Below are 20,759 nucleotides of genomic sequence, written 5' to 3'. Positions count from 1 at the left end.
GGGGATTTTTCCTCATGTATTTTTGCTATTTCAGGGATGTTATGAAAAAACAATACGGACGTGCCACAGTAATCGGTTATTCGCTGTTTCTTATTGTCATCTCAGCGCTGATGACCGTACTTTTTTACCATATTTTCATTTTCCAGACGTTCTCTTCCACATCCGAGGAAGCTGAAGTTAAGCTTATAGAACTTTCTGCTGAGCAGGTGAAAAACAGCCCCATTAAAGACGCCAATAGCATTATTGAAGTCATGTCTTACGGCTGCCACTTCTGTGCGGCAAACGAAGAAAACGTGGCGAGAATGGTAAATAATTTACCAGAAGGCGTCAGCTTCTCGGCCATTCATATCGTGAAGGAAGGGAATCCGCTTGCAGCCTATGCGCCGGTCTTCGCCACGCTTGAAGAAATGGGCATTGAAAAAGAAAAACGCGATGAAATTTATAATAGCGTTATCGCCCGTGGCGTTAATCTGGCAAACGACAGTGTGCTGGAAGGATGGTTGGTAAAAAATAATATCAGCGTAGACAGGTATGACGCCGTTCGACAGAGCCAGGCGGTAAAGGATCGCTTAAATTACATGGCGGCCGTTTCGCAGTATTACAATATTAACGCCACGCCGATGTTTATCGTTAATAAACGTTATGTCATGGTGCAGGACGGAACCTTCCCGGAGTTCGCTCAGAAGATGATTCAGTTGCTTCAAAAGGGTGAACAAAATCCGTGATGCGGTTTGTTATTATCTGGTGTGTTTTCAGCGCTAAGAATAGCCTGACGCCGGTTTTAAAACTGCACAGCGTTATTCGGCGCTGTGCGTTTGCCGTTTTCAGAAAGCTGCTTCGCTACGGGAACCTGCCTGTGCTGCTATGGGTGGCGAAAAGACTCTGTTCGCTGGGGCTGCTTGGGCGTGCGTATCGCCGCCAGAACGCGGTGGCGACGCAGAACTTTCGCAGCCTTACCGGGTTGGATGGGACCGTTGACGCGGCCTGGATTGCCACTCGTCGCAGCATCCTGGAAGTGGCGGCAACCTGGGCGCGGCACCCGGCTATGCTGCGCCAGATAGCCGACTGTTCTGCGGCGCTGGATAGCGTAGTCGCGCCGCTGCATCAGCAAAATATCCCGGTTGTACTGGCGCCGCTGCATGCGGTGTCTGACGTTTTGGCGGCGATGGTTGGCGCGGGCGTAACGCCTGGCAGGGCTGGCGTGGTGGTTTCTTCTAGTGCGGAAGTTTATAACCAGCAGGCGCGGGAAATGGGTAATGTTTCGCTGACGTATTGTTCTATTCACCAGAACAATACGCAGCTTGCCTCCAGTCTGATGTCGCTCATTATGGAGGTTGCCTCCGGTGAGCGGAATTTGATTATCTTTCCTGATATTACGCCAGACTATACCGTTCAGACAGAAGAGGGGACCTCCTCCAGGCTCTCGTGTCGGTTATTCAATCGTCCGGCGCAATTGCACAGCGGCGTGGCGCGCCTTTCCCGGGCGATTTCAGCGCAGGTCGTTTTCTACCACCTGTATTACCAGAACGGCCTTCGCATACATATTCATACGCCTGTCAGCGCCCGCAAGGCGGCGGCGCGACTGCCTGACATCATTGAACAGCAGATGCGGGAATACCCGCAGGACTGGCTGTTGTGGCACAGCCATTCTCTCTATTTTATCAATCACTAAAGCATAATAATGAAAACCCGAATCCCGGACCCGATATTTCAGGAAGAAACTAACGAATGCGGTCTTGCCTGTATTGTGATGCTGGCGCAATCTCAGGGCATTTCTGTTTCGCTGGATACCCTGCGCGAGCTTTTCCCGGCATCAGATCACGGTTCATCGCTTAACGATCTCGGTAATATCCTGGCTCAGTTGGGTATTGCTACCGCGCCGGTTTTATTTGAACACAGCGAACTGGGCGAGGTTCCTCTGCCCGCCATTCTGCACTATGGTGCGAACCACTACGTGCTGCTGGCTTATCGTAAAGGACGTTACGTTTGCGTGATGAACCCGGCGATAGGCGAGCAGTGGCTGCCTCTTGAGTCGCTTAAGCAAGAAATTAGCGGGTATGCGCTCATTCTCGATCGGGAAAGCCCGTATCAAACCGCTGATACACTTCCGGGCGCGCTCAAAAAGAAAAAAGCGCCTTTACGTGCGATGAGCATGAAAGAGACGGCGGCGGTGCGCGGCATTTACTGGCTAATGGCGCTCTCTTTCCTGGTGGGGTTAACGCTGTTTCTGATGCCGACTATGGTCAGCAATGCTATCAACCAGGCCTTTTCCGACGCGGCGCAGAAAGAGTTTCCCTACGGTTTATTCATTCTGGCGTTTGTGGCCGCCACGCTGCTGGCGCTGGGCGTCAGGATCGTCACTGAACGGTTCGTGAAGCGCTTTGTGTTGGTTAACAGCGGGCTTGGTTTTGCACGTCTGATGAGCAACTCGCTGCGTTTTTTCGAAAAGCGGGCGCCGGGGGAGATTTTCAGCCGCTTTGCGGCCTGGCAGGCGGCGCTTCAGCAGAAAATCGAGCTGGATAACGGCCTGCGATCCGACTGGATAATCGGCGCTATCGCGCTGGGCATTATGTTCTGGATTGCGCCGGTGCTGGCTGTTATCTCCTCAATTGGCGTGACGGTCATGGGGCTTATCAGCGTCTGGGCGATTTTCCGGGACCGATGGTATACCCAGCAAATTCAGCTTAAAAGCGCGGCGCTGAACGACTTTTTTATGGAAACGCTTCAGGGCGTGTTGACCATAAAAACCGCCGGGCTGGAAAGCCAGCGTAAAGCGCAATTCGCCTGGTTTAGTCGCGATCTCTTCACCTGCCTTCAGAAGCAGAAAGTGTATCAGCAGGTAAAAGAGGGGCTTTACCAGCTTGCCGGCAGCCTTGAAATGGTCGTGTTTATGCTAGTGGTGCTGCCGATGGTACACGGCAAGCTGATATCTCTGGGCGACTTTTTCGCTTATAGCTTTTTACGTCAGATCTTCAGTTCCTATATCACGCGAATCTTTTATTCCATCATCCAGAAATCTCAGTTGCACGTTATCGACGCGCGCGCGCACAGCCTGTTTCCCGAGCGGGAGGAAGACGCCGCCGCGTTGCCTGAGTTGCCGGTTAATCACGTACCGCACCTGCGCTTTGAACATATCGGTTTTTCCTATGAGCCGTTAAAACCTGTTTTGCAGAACCTGTCTGTCGATCTGCCTGCCGGCAGCCAGATCGCTATTGTGGGTGAATCCGGCGTAGGGAAAAGCACGCTGTTGCGCCTGATGGCCGGTTTATTCAGCGCTCAGGAGGGAAACTGCTATGCCGATGGCCGAAATATTAATTATAAGCCGCTATCTCAGTTGGTTTATCTCCAGAGCCAGGAAGATATTCTGTTTAACGCCACTGTGATGGAAAACGTTACGCTGTTTGATCCTAATTTCATTGAAAGTAAAAAAAGCCACGTTGAGGCCATGCTCGCCTCGCTGGCGCTGGGGCCGGTGATCGCCAGTTTGCCAGGCGGCGTGAATGCGCTGATTCGCGAAAGCCATGCGGCGCTTTCGTTAGGCCAGCGCCAGCGCCTGTTGCTGGCCCGCGCTCTTTACAGCCCGCGGCCTGTGCTGGTGCTGGATGAACCGACGGCTAATCTTGATGATGAAACCGCCGATATAGTAATGACTACCCTTCAGCGGCACTGCCGTGAAACCGGAAAAACGCTGATTGTGGTCACGCACAGCGAGCATATTTTGCCGCTTTTTTCTCAGGTATACCGTCTCTGCGACGGACAGTTGCGCCGCGAGCTTCGCGGCATGGAACCTGAAACGTCCGTTGACATGGAGGTTGTGGCATGAAGCCGATGACGCGTAAAACGCGCTGGATAGGGTTGACGATAGGGTTGGTTGCGTTGATTGCGGCTGGCGCGCTCGCCGTTAGCCGAATAATGGCGTCGGATACGGTGGCGCTGGATACGCAGGTGATTGAGCGCGGCGATATCGAAAAGGTGGTGCTGGCGACCGGCGTGATTAAGCCGTCGGTGCAGGTTAATGTGGGCGCGCAGGTTAACGGACAGCTACGTAAGCTATACGTGCGCGCGGGCGACAAAGTGAAAAAAGGCCAGTTGCTGGCGGAAATCGATCCTACGTTGCAGGAATCCGATCTTAATAATGCCAAAGCACAGCTTGCCAGCGCGCAGGCGCAGCGGATGTCTTCAAAAGCGACGCTGGTACGCTACAGGCAGGAACTGGCGCGCCAGCGTATGATGGCAAGAGACGGCTCCGGCGTGCGTAGCGACCTGGAGCAGGCGCAGGCGCAGTACGATTCGCAGGTGCAGCAAGTCAAAATGTATGAGGCTCAAATTGTACAGTCTCAAATGGCGGTGAAAACCGCGATGGCGAACCTGGGCTATACCCGCATCGTAGCGCCGGTTGATGGCGAAGTGCTGGGCATTATCACTCAGGAAGGCCAGACTATCGTGTCATCGCAAACCGCGCCGACCATTCTGGTGCTGGCGGATCTCGATAAAATGATTGTGCAGACGCGGATCTCCGAAGCCGACGTAGGGAAAATCCGCCCCGGCCAACCGCTGTGGTTTTACGCCGTCGCGAATCCGCAAAAGCGTTATGAGAGCGAAATGGGTTTTGTACAGCCCGCGCCTCAGGAAGCGCTGGAAGAGCAAAGGGGGATGTACGCAAAAGGCCCCGGGCAAAACAGCGCCGTGTATTACAACGGGACATTTGAGATTGCCAATCCTGATCGCGAATTAAAAACCTCAATGACGGCGCAGGTCTATATCCGCGTGGCGCAGGTTAAAAACGTGTTGCGCGTACCGGTAGCGGCGCTTGGGCAGGCGTTCAGCGCCGATCATTACCAGGTACTGGTGATGGAAAACGGCAAAGCGCAGCCGCGTAAAGTGCATATCGGTCTGAATGACCGCCAGTTTGCAGAAGTGCTTGAAGGGCTAAAAGACGGCGATCGCGTAGTAATGCAGCCAACCGTAGGGCAGGGGTAAGCGTTATGTCAACTACGCCGCCCATCGTTGCCTTACGCAACGTGTGCCGTGAATTCCAGGCCGGGGAGCAGGTGATACCGGTGCTTAACGACATCTCGCTGACGATTCAGCCCGGCGAGATGGTGGCGATCATGGGGGCTTCGGGTTCCGGTAAGTCTACCCTGATGAATATTATCGGCTGTCTCGACAGGCCAAGCCGCGGCGAGGTTTTTATCAACGGCGATGCGGTGCAAAACGCGGACAGCGTACAACTGGCTGAACTGCGTAGCCGCTATCTGGGATTTATCTTTCAGCGCTACCATCTAATGCCCTATCTGACGGCAGAGGAAAATATCGCCATTCCGGCGCTCTACACGGCCATGCCGGAAGAGGAACGCCGCAGCCGTACGGCAGAGCTGGCCTGCAAACTTGGGTTGGAAAACCGCCTGCATCACCGCCCGGCGCAGCTTTCCGGCGGCCAGCAGCAGCGCGTCAGCGTGTGCCGGGCGCTTATCAACGGCGCGCAGGTTATCCTTGCGGATGAACCTACCGGCGCGCTCGACAGCGCAAGCGGTAAAGCGCTGATGGATGTGTTACATCAACTGCACGATGATGGCCATACCGTCATTATCGTCACACACGATCGTAACGTCGCAGAGCAGGCTCAGCGCATTATTGAAATCAGCGACGGGCGTATTATCGCAGACGAGCTGAATCTGGCGCAGGATACCGGCTATGCGCCGCACGCGCTGGCAGCGGTAAAGGATAATGGCCGCGCATCGCTGTGGCGTGGTCTGCATGAGTCGCTGCGCATGGCCTGGCGCTCGCTGGTGGGCCACAGGATGCGCGCGTTTCTTTCCATGCTGGGCATTATCATCGGCATTTCATCGGTTGTATCGTCAATGGCCGTGGGCGAAGGCGCGCGTGAAGCCATCATGAGCGAAATCGGCAAGCTCGGGAATACCACGCTGGAAATCCGTCCCGGCACTGGCTGGGGCAGCAAGCGGCAGGATATGGAGCGCGCCTTGTCGAACGATGACATCGCCAGCCTGGAAAAACTGCCGTGGGTGGTGGGCGCATCGCCGGTCATGTCCGCCTCAACGATTGTTATACGCCAGGGCCTGGATTATTCAATGATGCTGACCGGCGTTGCCGAGAACTTTTTCTCCCTGCAGGGCATCCAGTTTGTACGGGGTTTTGGCTTTACCCACCGCGATATTGTGGACGGCGAACCCGTGCTGGTGCTCGATGAAACCAGCTACGAAGCGCTGTTTGCCAAAGGGGAAGATCCGCTGGATAAATTAGTGCAGATTGGCGGCGCGCCGTGGCGCGTTATTGGCGTAGCCAGCAGGCCCGGGCCGAAGATGATTGGCGGATTTATCTCCGGCTGGGTGCCCTGGACGTCGTTACAGCAGCGTATCTCCGGCGACAGGCCGCTTGAGTCCATTGTGCTGCGCTTTGACGAAAGCATTAAGCCGAAAGAAGCTATCAGCCGTGTGGATCACCACTTAATTCGTGAGCACGGGCGTAAAGACTTTTTTGCCCAGAACGACGACAGGCTTGCCTCCGCGCTGCAAAAAACCTCGGATTCCATGTCGCTGCTGATTACCGCCATCGCCGCTATTTCGCTGGTTGTTGGCGGGGTAGGCGTCATGAACATCATGCTGGTGTCCGTGACCGAGCGTACGCACGAAATTGGTATTCGTCTCTCTGTTGGCGCGCGCCCATCGGACATTATGAATCAATTCCTGATTGAGGCTGTGGTGATTTGCGCCCTGGGGGGGCTTATCGGGCTGGTCGGCTCCTGGATTGCCGGGCAAATTTTTTCTCTGGTCACCAGCGAATTCTCACTGGTCTTTACCTGGTTGCCGGTAATTATCGCCTGCGGATTCTCCGCGCTTATCGGCCTTACCTTTGGCTATTTTCCTGCCCGTCGGGCAGCGAGACTCAACCCTACGGAGGCGCTGGCCCGGGAATGATAAAACATACGCTTCTTATTACAACGCTGCTGCTTGCCGGGTGCGGTAGCTTTACCCGCAGCGATTACCAACGCCCGCTCTTGTCCGTACCGCAAACCTGGGAGCAGAAAGCCGGGCAGGATAAGGCGCGTCGGCTGGCGGCAGGAGAGAGCTGGTGGCAGGGGTTTGACGATCCGCGCCTTACGAGCACAATCTCGCAGGTGCTCCAGACCAATAACGATCTGGCCGCTGCGGCCATCACGCTGAAAATCGCGCGCGCAACCGCAGGACTGAGTAACACCAATCTGACGCCGGACGTCACGCTTGGCGCCAGCGCCAGCAACAGCAAAAGTGTGCGTACCGGGCAGGCGCCGCAGGAAAGCTACAATACTTCGCTGTCGCTGAACTACGAACTGGATTTGTGGGGTAAGCTGGCGCGAACCCGGGAACAAAGCGAGTGGCAGGTACAGGCCAGCGAGCAGGATTACCAGGCAACGGTGCTGTCAACCATTGGCACTACCGCGCAGCTTTACTGGACTATCGCGCTGAATAACCAGCAAATCAGCAACCTGAAAAAAAGCCAGCAAATTGCCCGGCAGACGCTGGAGCAGGTGGAGTCCTGGTACCGGGCAGGCAAGGTCGGCCAACTGGATGTGCTGCAATCGCGCCAGACGCTGATTGCCCGTCAGAACCAGCTTCGTGCACAGCTACAGCAGCGTGAAAACTCGCGTAACGCGCTGGCGCTGCTGCTAAACCGCCCGGCGGAACAGCACACGAACGAAGCAACGACGCTGGCCGTGGGCAAACGTGTGCCGATCGCGTCCCGCACGCCGCTGTGGGTGATCGCCCGTCGTCCTGACGTTCAGGCGGCGGAATACCGGCTACGTGCCGCCCTCTCCGGTTACGATGTTTCAAGGCTGAGCTTTTACCCTACGCTGTCGCTGAGCGCGGCGCTTAACGCCGGAAGCCAGGTATTCAGCCAGTGGTTCAGCGCGCCGGTGCGTACGCTGGGCGCTTCTGTGGCGGCGCCGTTTATCCAGTGGAATACCGTGCAGCTTACCATCGCGCAGGCGGGTTTACAGGTGCAACAGGCGGCGGTGACCTTTCGCCGCACCGCTTATACCGCGCTTTCCGAAGTGGATAACGCGATGGAAGCGCGCCTGAGCGCGGATGAGCAGCGGGAAAGGTTACAGACGTCGCTGGCGTTGAGCCAGCAGCGGTTGAAGCTGACGCAAAGCCGCTATCGTGCCGGAGCGGTTGATTACCAGACGTTACTTAATGCGCAGGACGATCTGCTGTTGCAGGAAAACAGCCTGGCGCAGGCGCAGTACGATTATCTTTACGCCACGATGCAGCTTTGGCTGGCGCAGGGAGGCGGTGAAGTTAAGCAAGGGATAGACAGCAATGCATCAAAATAAAGAAAAAAATCATTTTAAACGTGTCGTCGTTACCGGGTATGGCGCAGTAACGCCGCTGGGCATAACCGCCCAGGAGAGCTGGCAGGCCATTATGGATGGCCGGCTGGGCTACCGTGCCGTGGATTATTCGGCGTACAACATTCAGTCTCGTTTTTTTGGATTAATTGACGAAGAGCCAGGCCTGAAAGGCGTGCCGGCGGCGATTCGCCGCCGCCTGCCGCGTTATGCAAGGTTGACGCTTGGCGCTGCGCGCCAGGCCGTGGCGATGGCGTTTGGCGACGGCCAGCCCCAGGATGTTTACGACCCGCTGGCGTGCGGCGTGATAATGGGGACGGGCTGGGGGGGGCTGGATGAAAGCAATGCGGGCACAAAAGAGTTTGCCGCGACGAATATCTCATCGCCCTTCAACTGTTTTTTAACCATGCCTAACGTGGCGACGGCGGCCTGTAGCCAGTTCTGGAATTTACGCGGCTACCAGAATACGGCCGTGGCGGCCTGCGCGACCGGCAATATGGTCATTGGCGATGCCTGGGAAGCTATTCGTAACGGGCGGGCGACCATGATGCTGGCGGGTTCCGGAGAATCGCTGATAAGCCATTATGCCGTCTGGAATATTGATGTGCTCGGCGCGCTGTGCAAGGAGCAAGAGGAGATTACCCGCGCCAGTTGTCCATTCAGCGCCGGACGTAACGGTTTTGTGCTTTCAGAAGGCGCCGCGGTGCTCTGCCTGGAAGAGCGTGAGAGCGCGCTGGCGCGCGGAGCGACGATCCTCGGTGAGGTGACCGGCTACGCTAATTTTTCAGATGCGTTTGACTTTACGTCGCCTGCTGAAGATTGCGTTGCGCGCGTACAAACAATCAGGCAGGCGTTGCAGGTTGCAGGGCTTGAGCCGGAGCAACTGGACTATATCAATGCGCATGGCACCTCAACGCCGCTTAACGATCTGAACGAAACACAGTCGCTAAAAATGGCGCTGGGCCGTGCGGCTTACGACATTCCGGTGTCCAGCACCAAATCCTATTCCGGGCACCTCATTGCCGCTGCCGGCAGCTTTGAAAGCATTATCTGCCTGCAGACTATGGCGCACGGCATTATGCCGGCGACGGCAAACCTGAGCGAACCCGATCCGCAGTGCGATCTTGACTACATTGCTCAGGGACATCGTCGCGGCAATATACGCCGGACGCTGAATATGAGCTTTGGTTTTGGCGGTGCGAACGCCGCGCTGGTACTGGAGAAGCACGAGTGAGAACGCTGGTTTATACGCCTGACGATGCCCGACGGTGGGCGGCGTTTTCCGGCGACTACAACCCCGTGCATTTTGATAAGACGCGGGGGGCGTTGTCGATTCATGGCATGCGGGCGCTGCTGGATGTAAAGCGCTTCATTGAGCCTGCGGCCCCGGCGGCGCAGTGGCTGAAGTGCATGGTAAGAATGCGTCGTCCGCTATGGTATGGCGCGTCTTACTCACTGGAGGCGGATGAAAAAAGAGCGGCGGCGGCGTCGGTTATCGATCCGGCAATGGCGCAAACATGCCTTTCCTGCCAGCTAACGGCGCACCACGCCGCCGACGAGACGGCGGCGGCCAGCCAGAGCGTGCTGAGCGTCGACGATATTGCCGCGCTTGAGCGCGCCTTCACGCCGCTACTGGCGCAGGCAACGCGGTGGCAGTTTCTGGATGCGCTGCTGTTTCGCCATCTGATTCACGATGCCGCGCTGCTGCGTCAGGACGTTATCGCCTCGTGCCTGCCGCCCGGGGCGTCGCTGGAGAAAATTTTTTCTCAATGCCAGGTCGTACAGACCCATCAGGAACTGGTTTTTCACCGTTCGCTATTGCTGCCCTGGCAAAGCGGAACGTTTACACACGCGCTGAAAATAGATGTTTTACCTGCGCTGGTGGTGGGGGATATTAAAAGCGGCGCCGTCGTGCGCATTGCTGCCGCCATCAGAGAGGAAAATATGACTATCAGTAATGCAATAACCTTAAAAATCGGCCTTCTGGCTGCAAACTAAAAGATAATATTATGAATAATTACGACAGCATATATGCAAAAGTCAGTGAAATGATCTGTGATGCCAAAGATCTTGATATCGACGATCTCAACCCTGATGCGCCGCTGACGGCGCTGGAGCTGGATAGCCTTGATTACGTGGAATTAATGATCCTCGCCAGGCGTGAATTCGGCGTTACGCTGAGCGCGGATTTGTTTGTTCAGCATCCGACAATGACGCTGCGCGAGCTGTGTGAGTACTTTGTTAAGGAAACGGCGGCCTGAATGATGCAGAAATGGGTTTTGATCACTGGCGGCAGCCGCGGCATTGGCCGGGCACTGGTGACCGGCCTGCTCCCGCAGTGGAATGTCGCTTTTACCGGACGTCGCGAAGAAGGCGTCGCGCAAACTCTTGCGCAGGCGCAGGCGCATACGGATGCCTGGGTCAGGGGTTATTGTTGCGACGGGAAAGATGAGCAGCGCGTGGAAGAGCTGGCGCAGGCGATGCTTGACGAGTTCGGTCCGCCGGGGGCCATTATTCATAATGCCGGCATTGCCCGGGACGCGCTGCATATTCATCAGGATGCGGACGTCTGGCGCGATGTGTTGGATAACAACCTGATCGCAATGGTGAGCTGGAACAAGGCGCTGTTGCCGGCAATGATGACGCAAGGAGAAGGCGCTATCGTCATGATGTCTTCCGTGACGGCCGTCAAAGGAAATAGCGGGCAGACCGCCTATGCCGCCAGCAAGGCGGCCATGATGGGCGTCGCCCGCTCGCTGGCGCGGGAAGTGGGGCGCTTTGGCATCAGGGTTAATTGCCTGGCGCCGGGTCTTATTGAAAGCGATATGACTGCGGCCATACCGCAGACAAAGCTTAAAGCGATGCGCCAGGAAATTCCGCTGCGGCGGCTGGGTCAAATGCAGGACGTTGTCGATACGGCGGCGTTTCTGATTAATGACGGCAGCCGCTATCTGACAGGGCAAACGCTGGTGCTGGATGGCGGCCTGTCTGCCTGAAACAGGAGAGATAACTGACGCCGCAGCTTAGTTGCTGCGGCGCTCTTGTATACCGCGGGCCTGGGTTAATGGTGCGTCAGGTTTATCGCTAAAAAAGGCTTTACCGGATGCCTGTTTGGGATGAAAAAAGAGGGGACAGCACGTTTTACATTGCTCGCCAGAAGGCATGGCCTCATGCGGTTTAATTACGTTTACAACCATACCGTGGAAATAACTGACTGCCAAAGAACAGCATGTTGTTGTTGACTTTTTGGATATACAGTAGCTGATTTTCACCCGTGGGCGAGAATAACAGAACACTGGCTAAATCATCATCTATATTATCGGTGCTATATCGTGACGTTTTAATGTTTTCGATCCTGTGGAAGGGCGACTCACGGTTATGGCGGTTATATTCAACGCGTATGACGCGTGAAATGATAAACTTGCTGTCATTTTTCGTCATCAGGCCGTCAATGTTGATAAACAGATGTTTGTCGGTCATTACGAGGGAAAAAAGCCCGTCAGCGCGAATATGATTATCATTTATTTTCTCGATAATTGAGAATTCGGACTCACAAAAGAAGGGGGCCGACAGGTAACGTTGGTAAAACGACCAGCTAAAGTAAGTTATTATAGAGATAACGATTGCGATTACAGCTATAGCAATGTTTTTAAGCATTTTCTTTTTCCCTGAAATAATAGCTTACACATTTATTACTTGATAACAGGCATTCAACGAACAGATAATGCTTGTTCGTACCAAGGGTACTGTTCATCTGTAGCCTTTCGATATATATTTCTTTAGGTATCGAACAATCCAGTTTCCTTGAATGGCGAGAATTTGTACTTAGCGCCTCCTCAATCTCACTGGTTGAAAAGCTCGTGGATGAAAAAATGGTGCATTTATCCATTGCCGTTTTTTTGAGGCTGACGCTTTTCAGTTTGCTTTCCAGACTGTTTGCGATGAATAAGCAAGAGATGAACAGGATAATAGATAACGGAAAAAAAATACGGAAAAGGGAAAAATATTTGTAGGTTTTTTTTTTGTGGGACTCAGGAAGGGTAACAGGTTTTTTAGCGTTATCGGTCATTTTTACCATAACGTCTTCTGAAATCCTGAAACCAACGCGTGGAACAGTGGTGATAGTTTCTTTTACCATACCCAGTTCGGCAAGGTTTCTCCTTAATATGGAAATATATTGATTGAGGTTACTATTTGAAGAACGGGCGCCAAACTGATCGAAAACGGACTGAAAAATTTCATCGCGCGAAAGAACATCTTTGCGATGGCAAAGTAACTTTGCCAGCAACCGGGTGGAAGTCAGTGAAAGCTCCAGACGATCGCCGGTTTTCTGGTTAACAAGTGAGGCGTCCTCTGTATCAAAATGAATAAATTCCTCAATTTCGAATTTCATGTTTGTCTCCACACCAAACCTAAAAGTTAGCTCTGTCTTGGCGTTTTTACAGGAAAAACATGTGAATATTAGGTAAATATTCTGTTTTGGTTTTTATTTTAAGCTAATATTGTCGGTGATAACTTAGGGTGTCACCCTGTGACTGTCTTCAAAACAAAGGATTGTTTATGATGAAGCTTGTCTCTTTTACTGAATATTCGGATAAATCTCTGAAGCGTTCCAGCGCCCCTCTCGATAGCCTCAGAACGTTAGCGACTGCTATGGGGATAAATAATCATGCAGCGGTAAATGTGCCGGAGCAGGAAATTATTCTCCAGTTATTAAAAGAACATGGTGATAAAGGGCTATCCACAAGGGAACTTGCCAATTGCTGTGGTATGTCAATTTACAAAATCAGGCACTTACTCCTGCCTCTGGAAAAATATGGCCAGGTAAGCAGGAATAAAATGCAAAAGCATCACAGATGGTTTTTACCATAAAAGCCAGTTGAATTAAGCTATTCTAACAACAGGGTTTTGTCTTTGCAACCTGGCGTATTTTCTGGTCATTAATTATCAATTAATGACCAGAAGAGGTATTATTATCTCGCAAAGCAATGCGAGTATTCCTGGTTATAAACATAAATCTTTCATCTTTAGAGCAAGTAAACGCAGGCTTCAGCGGTGCTTATCCTTATATAATTTGTAAGAGGATATTTATAAAAAAATAATGGCGTGCGCATTTTTCGTTTGCTTAACTTCAGGTAATAACGCGGGGTCTGATGTTTAAGCCTGAATGTCACCTTTTTAGTAAAGAATATATAAATTACATGCATGTGTTATTGATGACGATTGCCGGATAAGGCGGATGCTTAACCTGTTAAAAGTAAAGCTCTTTATACCATGATTGATTATTCACTTATCAGAAGTTAACAGGCCCGGGCAAAAGGTATAACAAGATTCGCTGAAGGTATTAATATTTTTTATAGATGAAAGAAAGGTGTATATCTTTTTAAGTGTATGGCGAAGTAAGCCGTTAAACTCACCAGAAGGTTGGGTAATCTGAAAGGGTATGCACAGGACGTATATCAGCGATAAATTAAAAATTTATAGCGCGATGGCGGCGTTTTTGTTTGTGTAGCTTGCTTAATATTGAATACAGAAGCAAAGCCTGTGCGTGAGGTGATCGGGTTGTAATGCCGCGCTAAAAGCGCAACGATCTCGGGCAATCGGGCAATCGGGCAATCGGGCAATCGGGCAATCGCCCGTTTTACCGCTTCAAGGTTAAACGTTTCGGGATAATGCTGTCGCTCTCGGCCGCCTCGCTTTACGTGAACGTAAAGCGAGGCGGCTGTTGACGTTTGGCGTTTCAGTCATCGCTGATAATGAGCGGCCGTTGAGGTTTTATAACCCCTGATTAAGGCCGTGGTGCGTTAAATGTGGCTTCGTAAACCCCCGTTCTACGGCTCATCGCCTCCATTCGGTCGCAAAGCTAACTCTGTCTGTACTTCGGTATAACGGGCGCTTTACAGCAGATTTAGGCGCTCTTTTGGGTGAAATTGTCTTAATTCAAAGGCTTACTGTAGCGCTAATTTCAGTAGAGCATTATCCAGATGGTTTTGCTTGCGTAGCGCGGATGCGCTCAGGGCGGCTTTTCAGGCGCTTTCTCCCACTGTAGTAAAGCAACAATATCTTTTTCACCGTCGGCGCTTAAAAGAAGTTACCTGGCAAACTGACCCTGTTGCGCCTGCGCTTTTTCATCGGCTAATTTTTTACTGGCTTTACCCGCGCCCTGCAGAAGCTCGCGGTCGTTAAATGCCAGGCATTGATCCCGTTTAGCCTGCCAGACGCGCGAAAGTTCTGCTGACGCGACGGGTTTTATCCCCGCTAAAATCCAGCCGCAGGTCGCCCATGCCGTTAAGCTCGCTAACGCCATCCGTTAAGGCCGTTTTCGCTGTCCCTACATTACAGACACCTACTTCTTCGCCTTTATACCGGGCCAGGCCCCGGTGCAGCTTGCTGGCGTCAGCACGATTTTGGATGAGTTCAGCAGTGATATAGCCGCTACAGGCAAGCTGCAGCCTGTTCCGGATAGTTTGAAAAGCGGCGCTGTTGCTTTAAATGTCGGCTGACAGACGGCGGCTGGCGCGTAGATCTCCCCTAAACCCGGCGCTCGCCGGCGCGTAGCGGAACATCAGGGGGGCCGTTCCTTTGCCTGACAGATTCGCAGACGGCTGCCCCGTCCTGATAATACCGCTGTATTAACCCCGATAAAGGAAAAAGAAAACGAGACTGCTGACAAACCCCCCANAAGGAAAAAGAAAACGAGACTGCTGACAAACCCCCCATCCTGTCGCAGACAGGAGGGATGAAACACAATAAAAAATAGGGGAAATCAATGCATGGATTTTCGCCTGCTTACCACAAAGAAGGAAAAACCCCGTTTTTTCCTTCTTTTTCAACAATCTGACGTGGCTTTTCGTTTTCTCAGCACTGAAATGCGAAAAGCGTCATCGCGGAAAGTCGCCCTGGCGTGTCGCCCCCTGCCAGGTTAGAACCCGATATCCGCAGGTGAATGTATTATTAAACGCTGCCTTGCCTTTCGGCTGCCCTGACAACGTTTTCTACCTGGTTAAACAGCGCCACTTTTACCGCTCAGACCGTAATATCTGTAGCTAAGCAAACGCATAAGCTATTCCCGGCCCCCGCCGTGCTGCTTTCAAATCAGATGATATGTCGCTGATGCAATTTCAGGTTAATAACTTATTGCTATATTAAAAATCAGGTTAAGATTAAGCTAATTGTAATATTTTTGTTGTGAATTTTCATGTTTCACGCTGTAGTAATTTATACTGCCTATGTGAAGAACGTCGCCTTCTTTACCTGATAAAATAGACAAAGTGGTTTTTAATGTCGTAATGAAGGGCATTACGATGCTTTTTGTAGTAAACGATAAAAAAATATAAAACGTTCAGGCGATTTTTCTTTATTCGATCCCGCTTCGATATTTTCTTTGTCAATAAATATTTTTGTATGTATATTTTGTCTCGCCCGGTTGCTGCGCACCTGTATTGCCAGTCGTTGGGTTAATATTTAAGGAGTGGCGGCAGTACCGTAATAAAAAAATGATATTAATTTGCGACTCAGTGAGTCGCCTTTCTCCCTCCGTCATTATGTGCCGGCGCGAGGGAGCTATATTTATATTTACTTCGTCGCTGTTGCTGAGATTGCAGCAGGATTTGATCTTATTTAATTTGACTATCCATAACAGAGCAATTTCTGCTGTTTACCGGAATTATTATGTTGACCACAAAAATGAATACCTTAATTAAAAAGAGTTTGCTGGCCACGCTGCTGCTGACATCGGGGCTGGCGTACGCTGGCGGCGGCGTTGCCGTTCTTGGTACGCGCGTCGTTTTTGATGAAAGCGCCGGGCAGGCCGCAGTAAAAGTCATTAATGCTTCCAGCTCCGATAGCTTTCTGATTCAGTCATGGGTGGAAGATGCCTCGGGAAAAAAAAGTAATGACTTTCTGGTGACGCCTCCGCTTTATATGAGCGGCCCGGGGGATACGAATGCATTACGACTGGTTTACGTCGGCCCTGAACAGCCAAAGGATCGGGAATCGCTTTATTACTTTATTGAAAAATCTATCCCTTCTGTTGATAAAGATAAAATGAAGGGTAAAAACACGCTGCTCATTGCCACGGCTAATCGGCTGAAATTATTTGCCCGCCCGAAGGGGCTGTCGCCGTCAGTTGATAAGGCGCCGGAAATGCTGACATTCAGCCGCCAGGGTAAAGATCTCAGCGTCAGTAATCCCTCTCCTTATTACCTGACTGTCGCCGGGCTGAAAGCGTCGGGCCATCTTATGAAAACATTCATGGTGCCGCCTAAAGGTAATATCAGGGTCGAAGGATTACCGGCCGGCGCTACACAGGTAACTTTTTCTACTATTAATGATTTTGGCGGCTCAACTCCGTTATTAACCAGAACCATTAAATAATCTGGCGCTTTGTTCTGTTATTGTTTTTTAAACTTCTGCTTTCAGGCAATCAGTAAATATAAGAGTAACTATGCAACGTCATTTATCCAGCCATAGCGGCATAGCATTATTCGCAATTTCTCCACTTGCTGCGTTGTGTTTCTTTGCATCAATATCCGCACAGGCAAAAGAGTTGTATTTTATGCCTGCGATGTTGTCTGGTAATGACGGCGCCGTGGCGGATTTATCGTTGCTTTCACATGCAGGCGCTCAGTTGCCTGGGGTTTATGATGTTCGTATTTACGACAATGGCGAGGAAATCACTCAGCGCTCTGTTCGTTTTATACCAATCCCGGGAAACGGAAATAATAAAAAGGGAAATAATACAACCGATACGGATAATTTCAGGGCTGATAAGTCTGAAGTACATGACAAGACAGGGTTAATTGCCTGCCTTACCGTGAATGATCTGATTGAATTCGGTGTAAATACTTCGCTTTATCCGGCGCTGTCTTCCCTGCCGGGCGCAACAAAAGTGTCTCCGGGGCATATTATTGCAGGAGCCTATACGGCGTTTGATTTCGCAAAAATGAGGCTGGATATCAGTATCCCGCAGGCGGCCCTGCTTCATCGCCCACGTGGATGGATCCCCCCTGAGCGCTGGGATAACGGCATTAACGCCCTGATGGTTGGGTATCAGTTTAACGGCAGCGATAACCACGGCCGTTATGGCGACAGCCGTACTAATTATTTAAATCTGGACAGCCGCCTTAACCTTGGTCCGTGGCGACTGCGCGATACGCGTTCCCTGAGCGCCTATACAAATAAATATAACTCGTCTCACCGCTGGGAGCGTCTGAATACTTATGCTGAAAGAAGCATCATTGCGCTTAAAAGCCAACTGACGCTGGGTGAAGCGAATACGCCGGCAGACGTTTTCGACTCCGTTAGTTTCCGCGGGGTTAAGCTGGCCTCCGATGAGGAAATGTATCCGGATAGTATGCACGGCTATGCGCCGGTTATCCGCGGTACAGCCGGCAGCAACGCACGCGTTGTTATTCGCCAGAATGGTTCTCAGATTTATCAAACCTTCGTTCCTGCGGGCGCGTTTGTTATCAACGATCTGTATGCGTTATCCGCAGGGGGGGATCTCGACGTCTCTGTCATCGAAGCCGACGGCACGACGCACGTTTTCACCGTACCTTATTCATCCGTTCCTGTTTTACGTCGCGAAGGCACCTTACGCTACAGCGTGGCGGGCGGTAGATTCCGTAGCAACAGCAGTCAGTATAACAATCCGGGGTTTGTCACCGGCAACCTGCTGTGGGGCTTGCCTGCGGATGTCACCGCATATGGCGGGGTGCAGTATGCCGGGCGTTACCAGGCGCTTGCCCTGGGCCTGGGTCTTAATATGGGCGACTGGGGGGCGATTTCTGCGGATATTACCCATGCCAAAAGCCAACTGGCCGATGACAGCAAACATCAGGGGCAGTCCGTTCGGTTTCTGTATGCCCGCTCCCTCAATGAGCTGGGAACCACTTTCCAGTTAACAGGCTATCGCTATTCTACCCGCGGGTTCCATACCCTGAGCGAAACAGCCATGAAGGGAATGGAAGGCTGGCTGTATGACGAGGTGGATGTGGACGCGCAGGGGCGGCCCATCGCCCGCCCTTATACCGACTATTACAACCTGTATAACACCCGCCGGGCGCGTTTGCAGGCCAACGTCACTCAGAGGCTGGGCGATCTCGGCTCCCTGTATCTGTCTGCGAGCCGCCAGACATACTGGAACCGTGGCGGATCGTCGGATTATCTGACAGTCGGATTCAGCAGTTCAGTCGGCGCCGTCAGCTACAGCCTGTCATACAGCTATAACCGGGACAGTGGACGCGATGCCGACAAGACTGGATATGTCAACGTATCCGTGCCGTTTAGCGCCTTACTGCCGGGCGATTCCAGCCTGTCATCAAGCTGGGCCCACTTCAGCAGCCGCCGTGACAGTAATGGTGATTTGACACATCAGGTCGGTATGTCGGGCAATCTGCTTGAACAGCGTAACCTGAGCTGGAGCCTCAGCCAGGGGTATATGGAACACAGCGGCTACAGCGGAGATGCGGGTCTGGAGTATCGCGGCGGGTATGGCTCAGCCTCTGTGGGCTACAGCTACGCGGATGGCAGTTACCGCCAGTTAAATTATGGCGTCAATGGCGGCGTATATATCCATCGCAATGGCCTCACGCTTGGTGAAATGCCGGGTGAAACGAACGTGCTTATTGCGGCGCCGGGGGCATCCGATGTCCCGGTGGAAAATGGCTCGGGCGTCCGTACCGACTGGCGCGGTTATGCCGTATCGCCTCTCGGTCAGCCCTATCGCGAGAGCCAGGTTTCCCTGGATGTCACACATCTGGACAGCCATACCGAACTTGACAGTTCTACCGTCCGCCTGGTGCCGACCCGTGGCGCGCTGGTGCGGGCAAGCTTCAGAGCGCATACCGGCGAGCGCGCCCTGATTACGCTCAAATTCCACGGGCGGCCCGTCCCGTTTGGCACGATGGTCACCACGGATGACGGGACCGGCATTGTCGGCGACGATGGCCAGGTTTTCCTTGCAGGCCTTAAGCCTCATGGACACATTGAGGCCCAGTGGGGTAAACAGGCCGATCAGCATTGCGCGCTCGACTATAACCTGCCGAAGCCCGGAGATGATGTCTCTGTTATTCGGGATACTGAAATCTGTATGTGACGTTTGCTTAATACAGATGGTTTAACACGCTGTTCAGAAGAACAGTATTACTGTGGTAAATAAGGAAAAATGATGTCTACTATGAAAAAAACTGGCGCAGCAGCGTTCGTGGCTTCCGTTCTTCTGGCCGCATCAATGGGCGCTCAGGCGGATACAGTTGATATTACCGTCACCGGTAAGATTGTGGAAACAACCTGTAAAATTGATAACGCGGCTAACAGCGCAATGACCGTCGATCTGGGCTCTGTAGGCGTGGATGCGTTCAGCGGCGCAGGCTCAGTCGGCAACAGCAAACCTTTCGAGCTTTCTTTCTCCGGCTGCCCGACCGGGGCGGATGGTATCGCCAATATCAATATCGCCGCTACCGGTACTGCAGACCCGATCTTCACCAATGGTTTTGCCAGCACCGGCGACGCCAAAAATGTGGCCATTGAAATCCTCAGTGGCGAAACCGCTATGACCAGTAATGGCGGTAACGCAATTGACGTTGTTCCGGGGGAAGATGGTTCTGCGAAAGCCGAACTGACCGCTGCGATGGTCCAGGTAGGCGATACAGCCCCAACCGTCGGTTCGGTCAACTCTGTTGTTACCATGAACGTAACTTACAGCTAAGTTAGCGCGTTCAGGAAACGGGTTATCCATAAGGCCTGATCCCTATTGTGGCCTCCGTTATACCCCTATACCGGAGGCCATTTTTATGTTGAATGCGCAAATATTACCGACCGATAACAACCGGGATAATGGGATGCTAACCAAACAAAAAACAGGCGCCGCAAGGCTGGCTGCAGGGATATTTTTTGCTTTGTCAGGGCTCCTGGGAGGCCATACCGCAGGCGCGGCCACACCGAGCAGCACGGCGACAGTGACTTTTCATGTCGTCGTACTGGCTGGCACTTGCGCAACGCTGCCGGGCGATACGACTTTGCCTCTGGGCGAGGTTTCAGACCTCAAATTCAAAGGAAAAGGGACGGTTGTCGCGCAGAAAAAGTTTTCTGTTCAGTTGCAGGATTGTGATGAATCCGTTAACGCCGTGGCGTTTAGCGTGGAGCCTACCGATGCGGATAAAGATGATCCAACCGCCTTTCCTAATGCAGGCTCAGCCGGCGCAGGCGTTGGAATCAAAGTTGCAAGCGGCGACGTAGCACTGGACCCCGCCGGTATCAACACGGTTTCAGTTGAACCTTCAGAAGATCGTATCGCTACGCTGCCTCTCGAAGTATCGATGGTACAGACCAGCGATATTCGTCCTCACGGCGGCGATGTACAGAGCGTGTTTACCCTGAATATCAGCTATGCCTGACAGGACATCGT

The 20,759-nt window shown here is 52.6% G+C and carries 19 protein-coding genes; 15 read left to right on the top strand and 4 right to left on the bottom strand.

The genetic code is table 11. The features are described 5' to 3' along the window. The first annotated feature begins 41 nt into the window (after positions 1-41). The 10 genes from JJB97_RS07065 to JJB97_RS07020 are packed head-to-tail and all read left to right on the top strand — an operon-like array spanning position 42 to position 11,346. Entirely contained in the window at positions 42-725 is a 684-nt protein-coding gene (locus JJB97_RS07065; protein ID WP_238713310.1) for a DsbA family protein, read from the top strand. Further along, on the top strand, positions 722-1,672 hold the full coding sequence (locus JJB97_RS07060; RefSeq protein WP_238713309.1) for an ABC transporter: 951 nt from the start codon (positions 722-724) through the stop codon (positions 1,670-1,672). The genes JJB97_RS07065 and JJB97_RS07060 overlap by 4 nt, the downstream gene beginning before the upstream one ends. A 9-nt stretch (positions 1,673-1,681) precedes the next feature. Beyond that, on the top strand, positions 1,682-3,823 hold the full coding sequence (locus JJB97_RS07055) for a peptidase domain-containing ABC transporter (protein WP_238713308.1): 2,142 nt from the start codon (positions 1,682-1,684) through the stop codon (positions 3,821-3,823). A gap of 5 nt (positions 3,824-3,828) precedes the next feature. Beyond that, on the top strand, positions 3,829-4,980 hold the full coding sequence (locus JJB97_RS07050; RefSeq protein WP_399198235.1) for an efflux RND transporter periplasmic adaptor subunit: 1,152 nt from the start codon (positions 3,829-3,831) through the stop codon (positions 4,978-4,980). A gap of 5 nt (positions 4,981-4,985) precedes the next feature. Next, positions 4,986-6,938, top strand: a complete 1,953-nt coding sequence (locus tag JJB97_RS07045) for an ABC transporter permease (RefSeq protein ID WP_238713306.1) — start codon at positions 4,986-4,988, stop codon at positions 6,936-6,938. Beyond that, on the top strand, positions 6,935-8,335 hold the full coding sequence (locus JJB97_RS07040) for a TolC family protein (RefSeq protein WP_238713305.1): 1,401 nt from the start codon (positions 6,935-6,937) through the stop codon (positions 8,333-8,335). Before JJB97_RS07045 ends, JJB97_RS07040 begins: the two co-directional genes overlap by 4 nt. Beyond that, positions 8,322-9,584 (top strand): beta-ketoacyl-[acyl-carrier-protein] synthase family protein, encoded by a 1,263-nt coding sequence (locus tag JJB97_RS07035; RefSeq protein WP_238713304.1) that lies wholly within the window; start codon positions 8,322-8,324, stop codon positions 9,582-9,584. The genes JJB97_RS07040 and JJB97_RS07035 overlap by 14 nt, the downstream gene beginning before the upstream one ends. Next, positions 9,581-10,348 (top strand): hotdog family protein, encoded by a 768-nt coding sequence (locus JJB97_RS07030; protein WP_238713303.1) that lies wholly within the window; start codon positions 9,581-9,583, stop codon positions 10,346-10,348. Before JJB97_RS07035 ends, JJB97_RS07030 begins: the two co-directional genes overlap by 4 nt. A gap of 11 nt (positions 10,349-10,359) precedes the next feature. Next, positions 10,360-10,611: an acyl carrier protein gene (locus JJB97_RS07025; protein WP_238713302.1), complete on the top strand. Its 252-nt coding sequence runs from the start codon at positions 10,360-10,362 to the stop codon at positions 10,609-10,611. Then, a complete protein-coding gene (locus JJB97_RS07020) occupies positions 10,612-11,346 on the top strand; it encodes an SDR family NAD(P)-dependent oxidoreductase (RefSeq protein WP_238713301.1) in 735 nt (244 codons plus the stop codon). A gap of 181 nt (positions 11,347-11,527) precedes the next feature. Here JJB97_RS07020 and JJB97_RS07015 read toward each other — a convergent pair whose 3' ends face one another. Together JJB97_RS07015 and JJB97_RS07010 are read right to left on the bottom strand one after the other, a co-directional pair. Continuing rightward, on the bottom strand, positions 11,528-12,007 hold the full coding sequence (locus tag JJB97_RS07015; RefSeq protein ID WP_238713300.1) for a FidL-like protein: 480 nt from the start codon (positions 12,005-12,007) through the stop codon (positions 11,528-11,530). After that, a complete protein-coding gene (locus JJB97_RS07010) occupies positions 12,000-12,743 on the bottom strand; it encodes a winged helix-turn-helix domain-containing protein (RefSeq protein WP_238713299.1) in 744 nt (247 codons plus the stop codon). Before JJB97_RS07010 ends, JJB97_RS07015 begins: the two co-directional genes overlap by 8 nt. A 167-nt stretch (positions 12,744-12,910) precedes the next feature. Between JJB97_RS07010 and JJB97_RS07005 the strand changes: the two genes are divergently transcribed. Further along, on the top strand, positions 12,911-13,222 hold the full coding sequence (locus JJB97_RS07005; RefSeq protein ID WP_399198223.1) for a FaeA/PapI family transcriptional regulator: 312 nt from the start codon (positions 12,911-12,913) through the stop codon (positions 13,220-13,222). A 1,219-nt stretch (positions 13,223-14,441) separates the two neighbouring features. Here the strand turns inward: JJB97_RS07005 and JJB97_RS07000 are convergent. Together JJB97_RS07000 and JJB97_RS18740 are read right to left on the bottom strand one after the other, a co-directional pair. Then, entirely contained in the window at positions 14,442-14,657 is a 216-nt protein-coding gene (locus tag JJB97_RS07000) for a hypothetical protein (RefSeq protein ID WP_238713298.1), read from the bottom strand. Further along, positions 14,557-14,778: a hypothetical protein gene (locus JJB97_RS18740; RefSeq protein WP_399198234.1), complete on the bottom strand. Its 222-nt coding sequence runs from the start codon at positions 14,776-14,778 to the stop codon at positions 14,557-14,559. Before JJB97_RS18740 ends, JJB97_RS07000 begins: the two co-directional genes overlap by 101 nt. A 1,243-nt stretch (positions 14,779-16,021) precedes the next feature. Between JJB97_RS18740 and JJB97_RS06995 the strand changes: the two genes are divergently transcribed. The 4 genes from JJB97_RS06995 (at position 16,022) to JJB97_RS06980 (ending at position 20,748) form a co-directional block, all read left to right on the top strand. Continuing rightward, positions 16,022-16,726 (top strand): fimbria/pilus periplasmic chaperone, encoded by a 705-nt coding sequence (locus JJB97_RS06995; protein WP_238713297.1) that lies wholly within the window; start codon positions 16,022-16,024, stop codon positions 16,724-16,726. A 70-nt stretch (positions 16,727-16,796) separates the two neighbouring features. Beyond that, positions 16,797-19,448 (top strand): fimbria/pilus outer membrane usher protein, encoded by a 2,652-nt coding sequence (locus tag JJB97_RS06990; protein ID WP_238713296.1) that lies wholly within the window; start codon positions 16,797-16,799, stop codon positions 19,446-19,448. Between the two features lie 108 nt (positions 19,449-19,556). Next, complete coding sequence (locus tag JJB97_RS06985) at positions 19,557-20,060, top strand: fimbrial protein (RefSeq protein ID WP_238713295.1); 504 nt, start codon at positions 19,557-19,559, stop codon at positions 20,058-20,060. Between the two features lie 133 nt (positions 20,061-20,193). Continuing rightward, on the top strand, positions 20,194-20,748 hold the full coding sequence (locus JJB97_RS06980) for a fimbrial protein (RefSeq protein WP_238713294.1): 555 nt from the start codon (positions 20,194-20,196) through the stop codon (positions 20,746-20,748). Positions 20,749-20,759: the final 11 nt, after the last annotated feature.

This window comes from Tenebrionibacter intestinalis, assembly GCF_016632365.1.
Lineage (GTDB): Bacteria > Pseudomonadota > Gammaproteobacteria > Enterobacterales > Enterobacteriaceae > Tenebrionibacter > Tenebrionibacter intestinalis.
The sequence above is the reverse complement of the archived record's forward strand: the minus strand, read 5'-3'. Positions and strand labels throughout refer to the sequence as shown.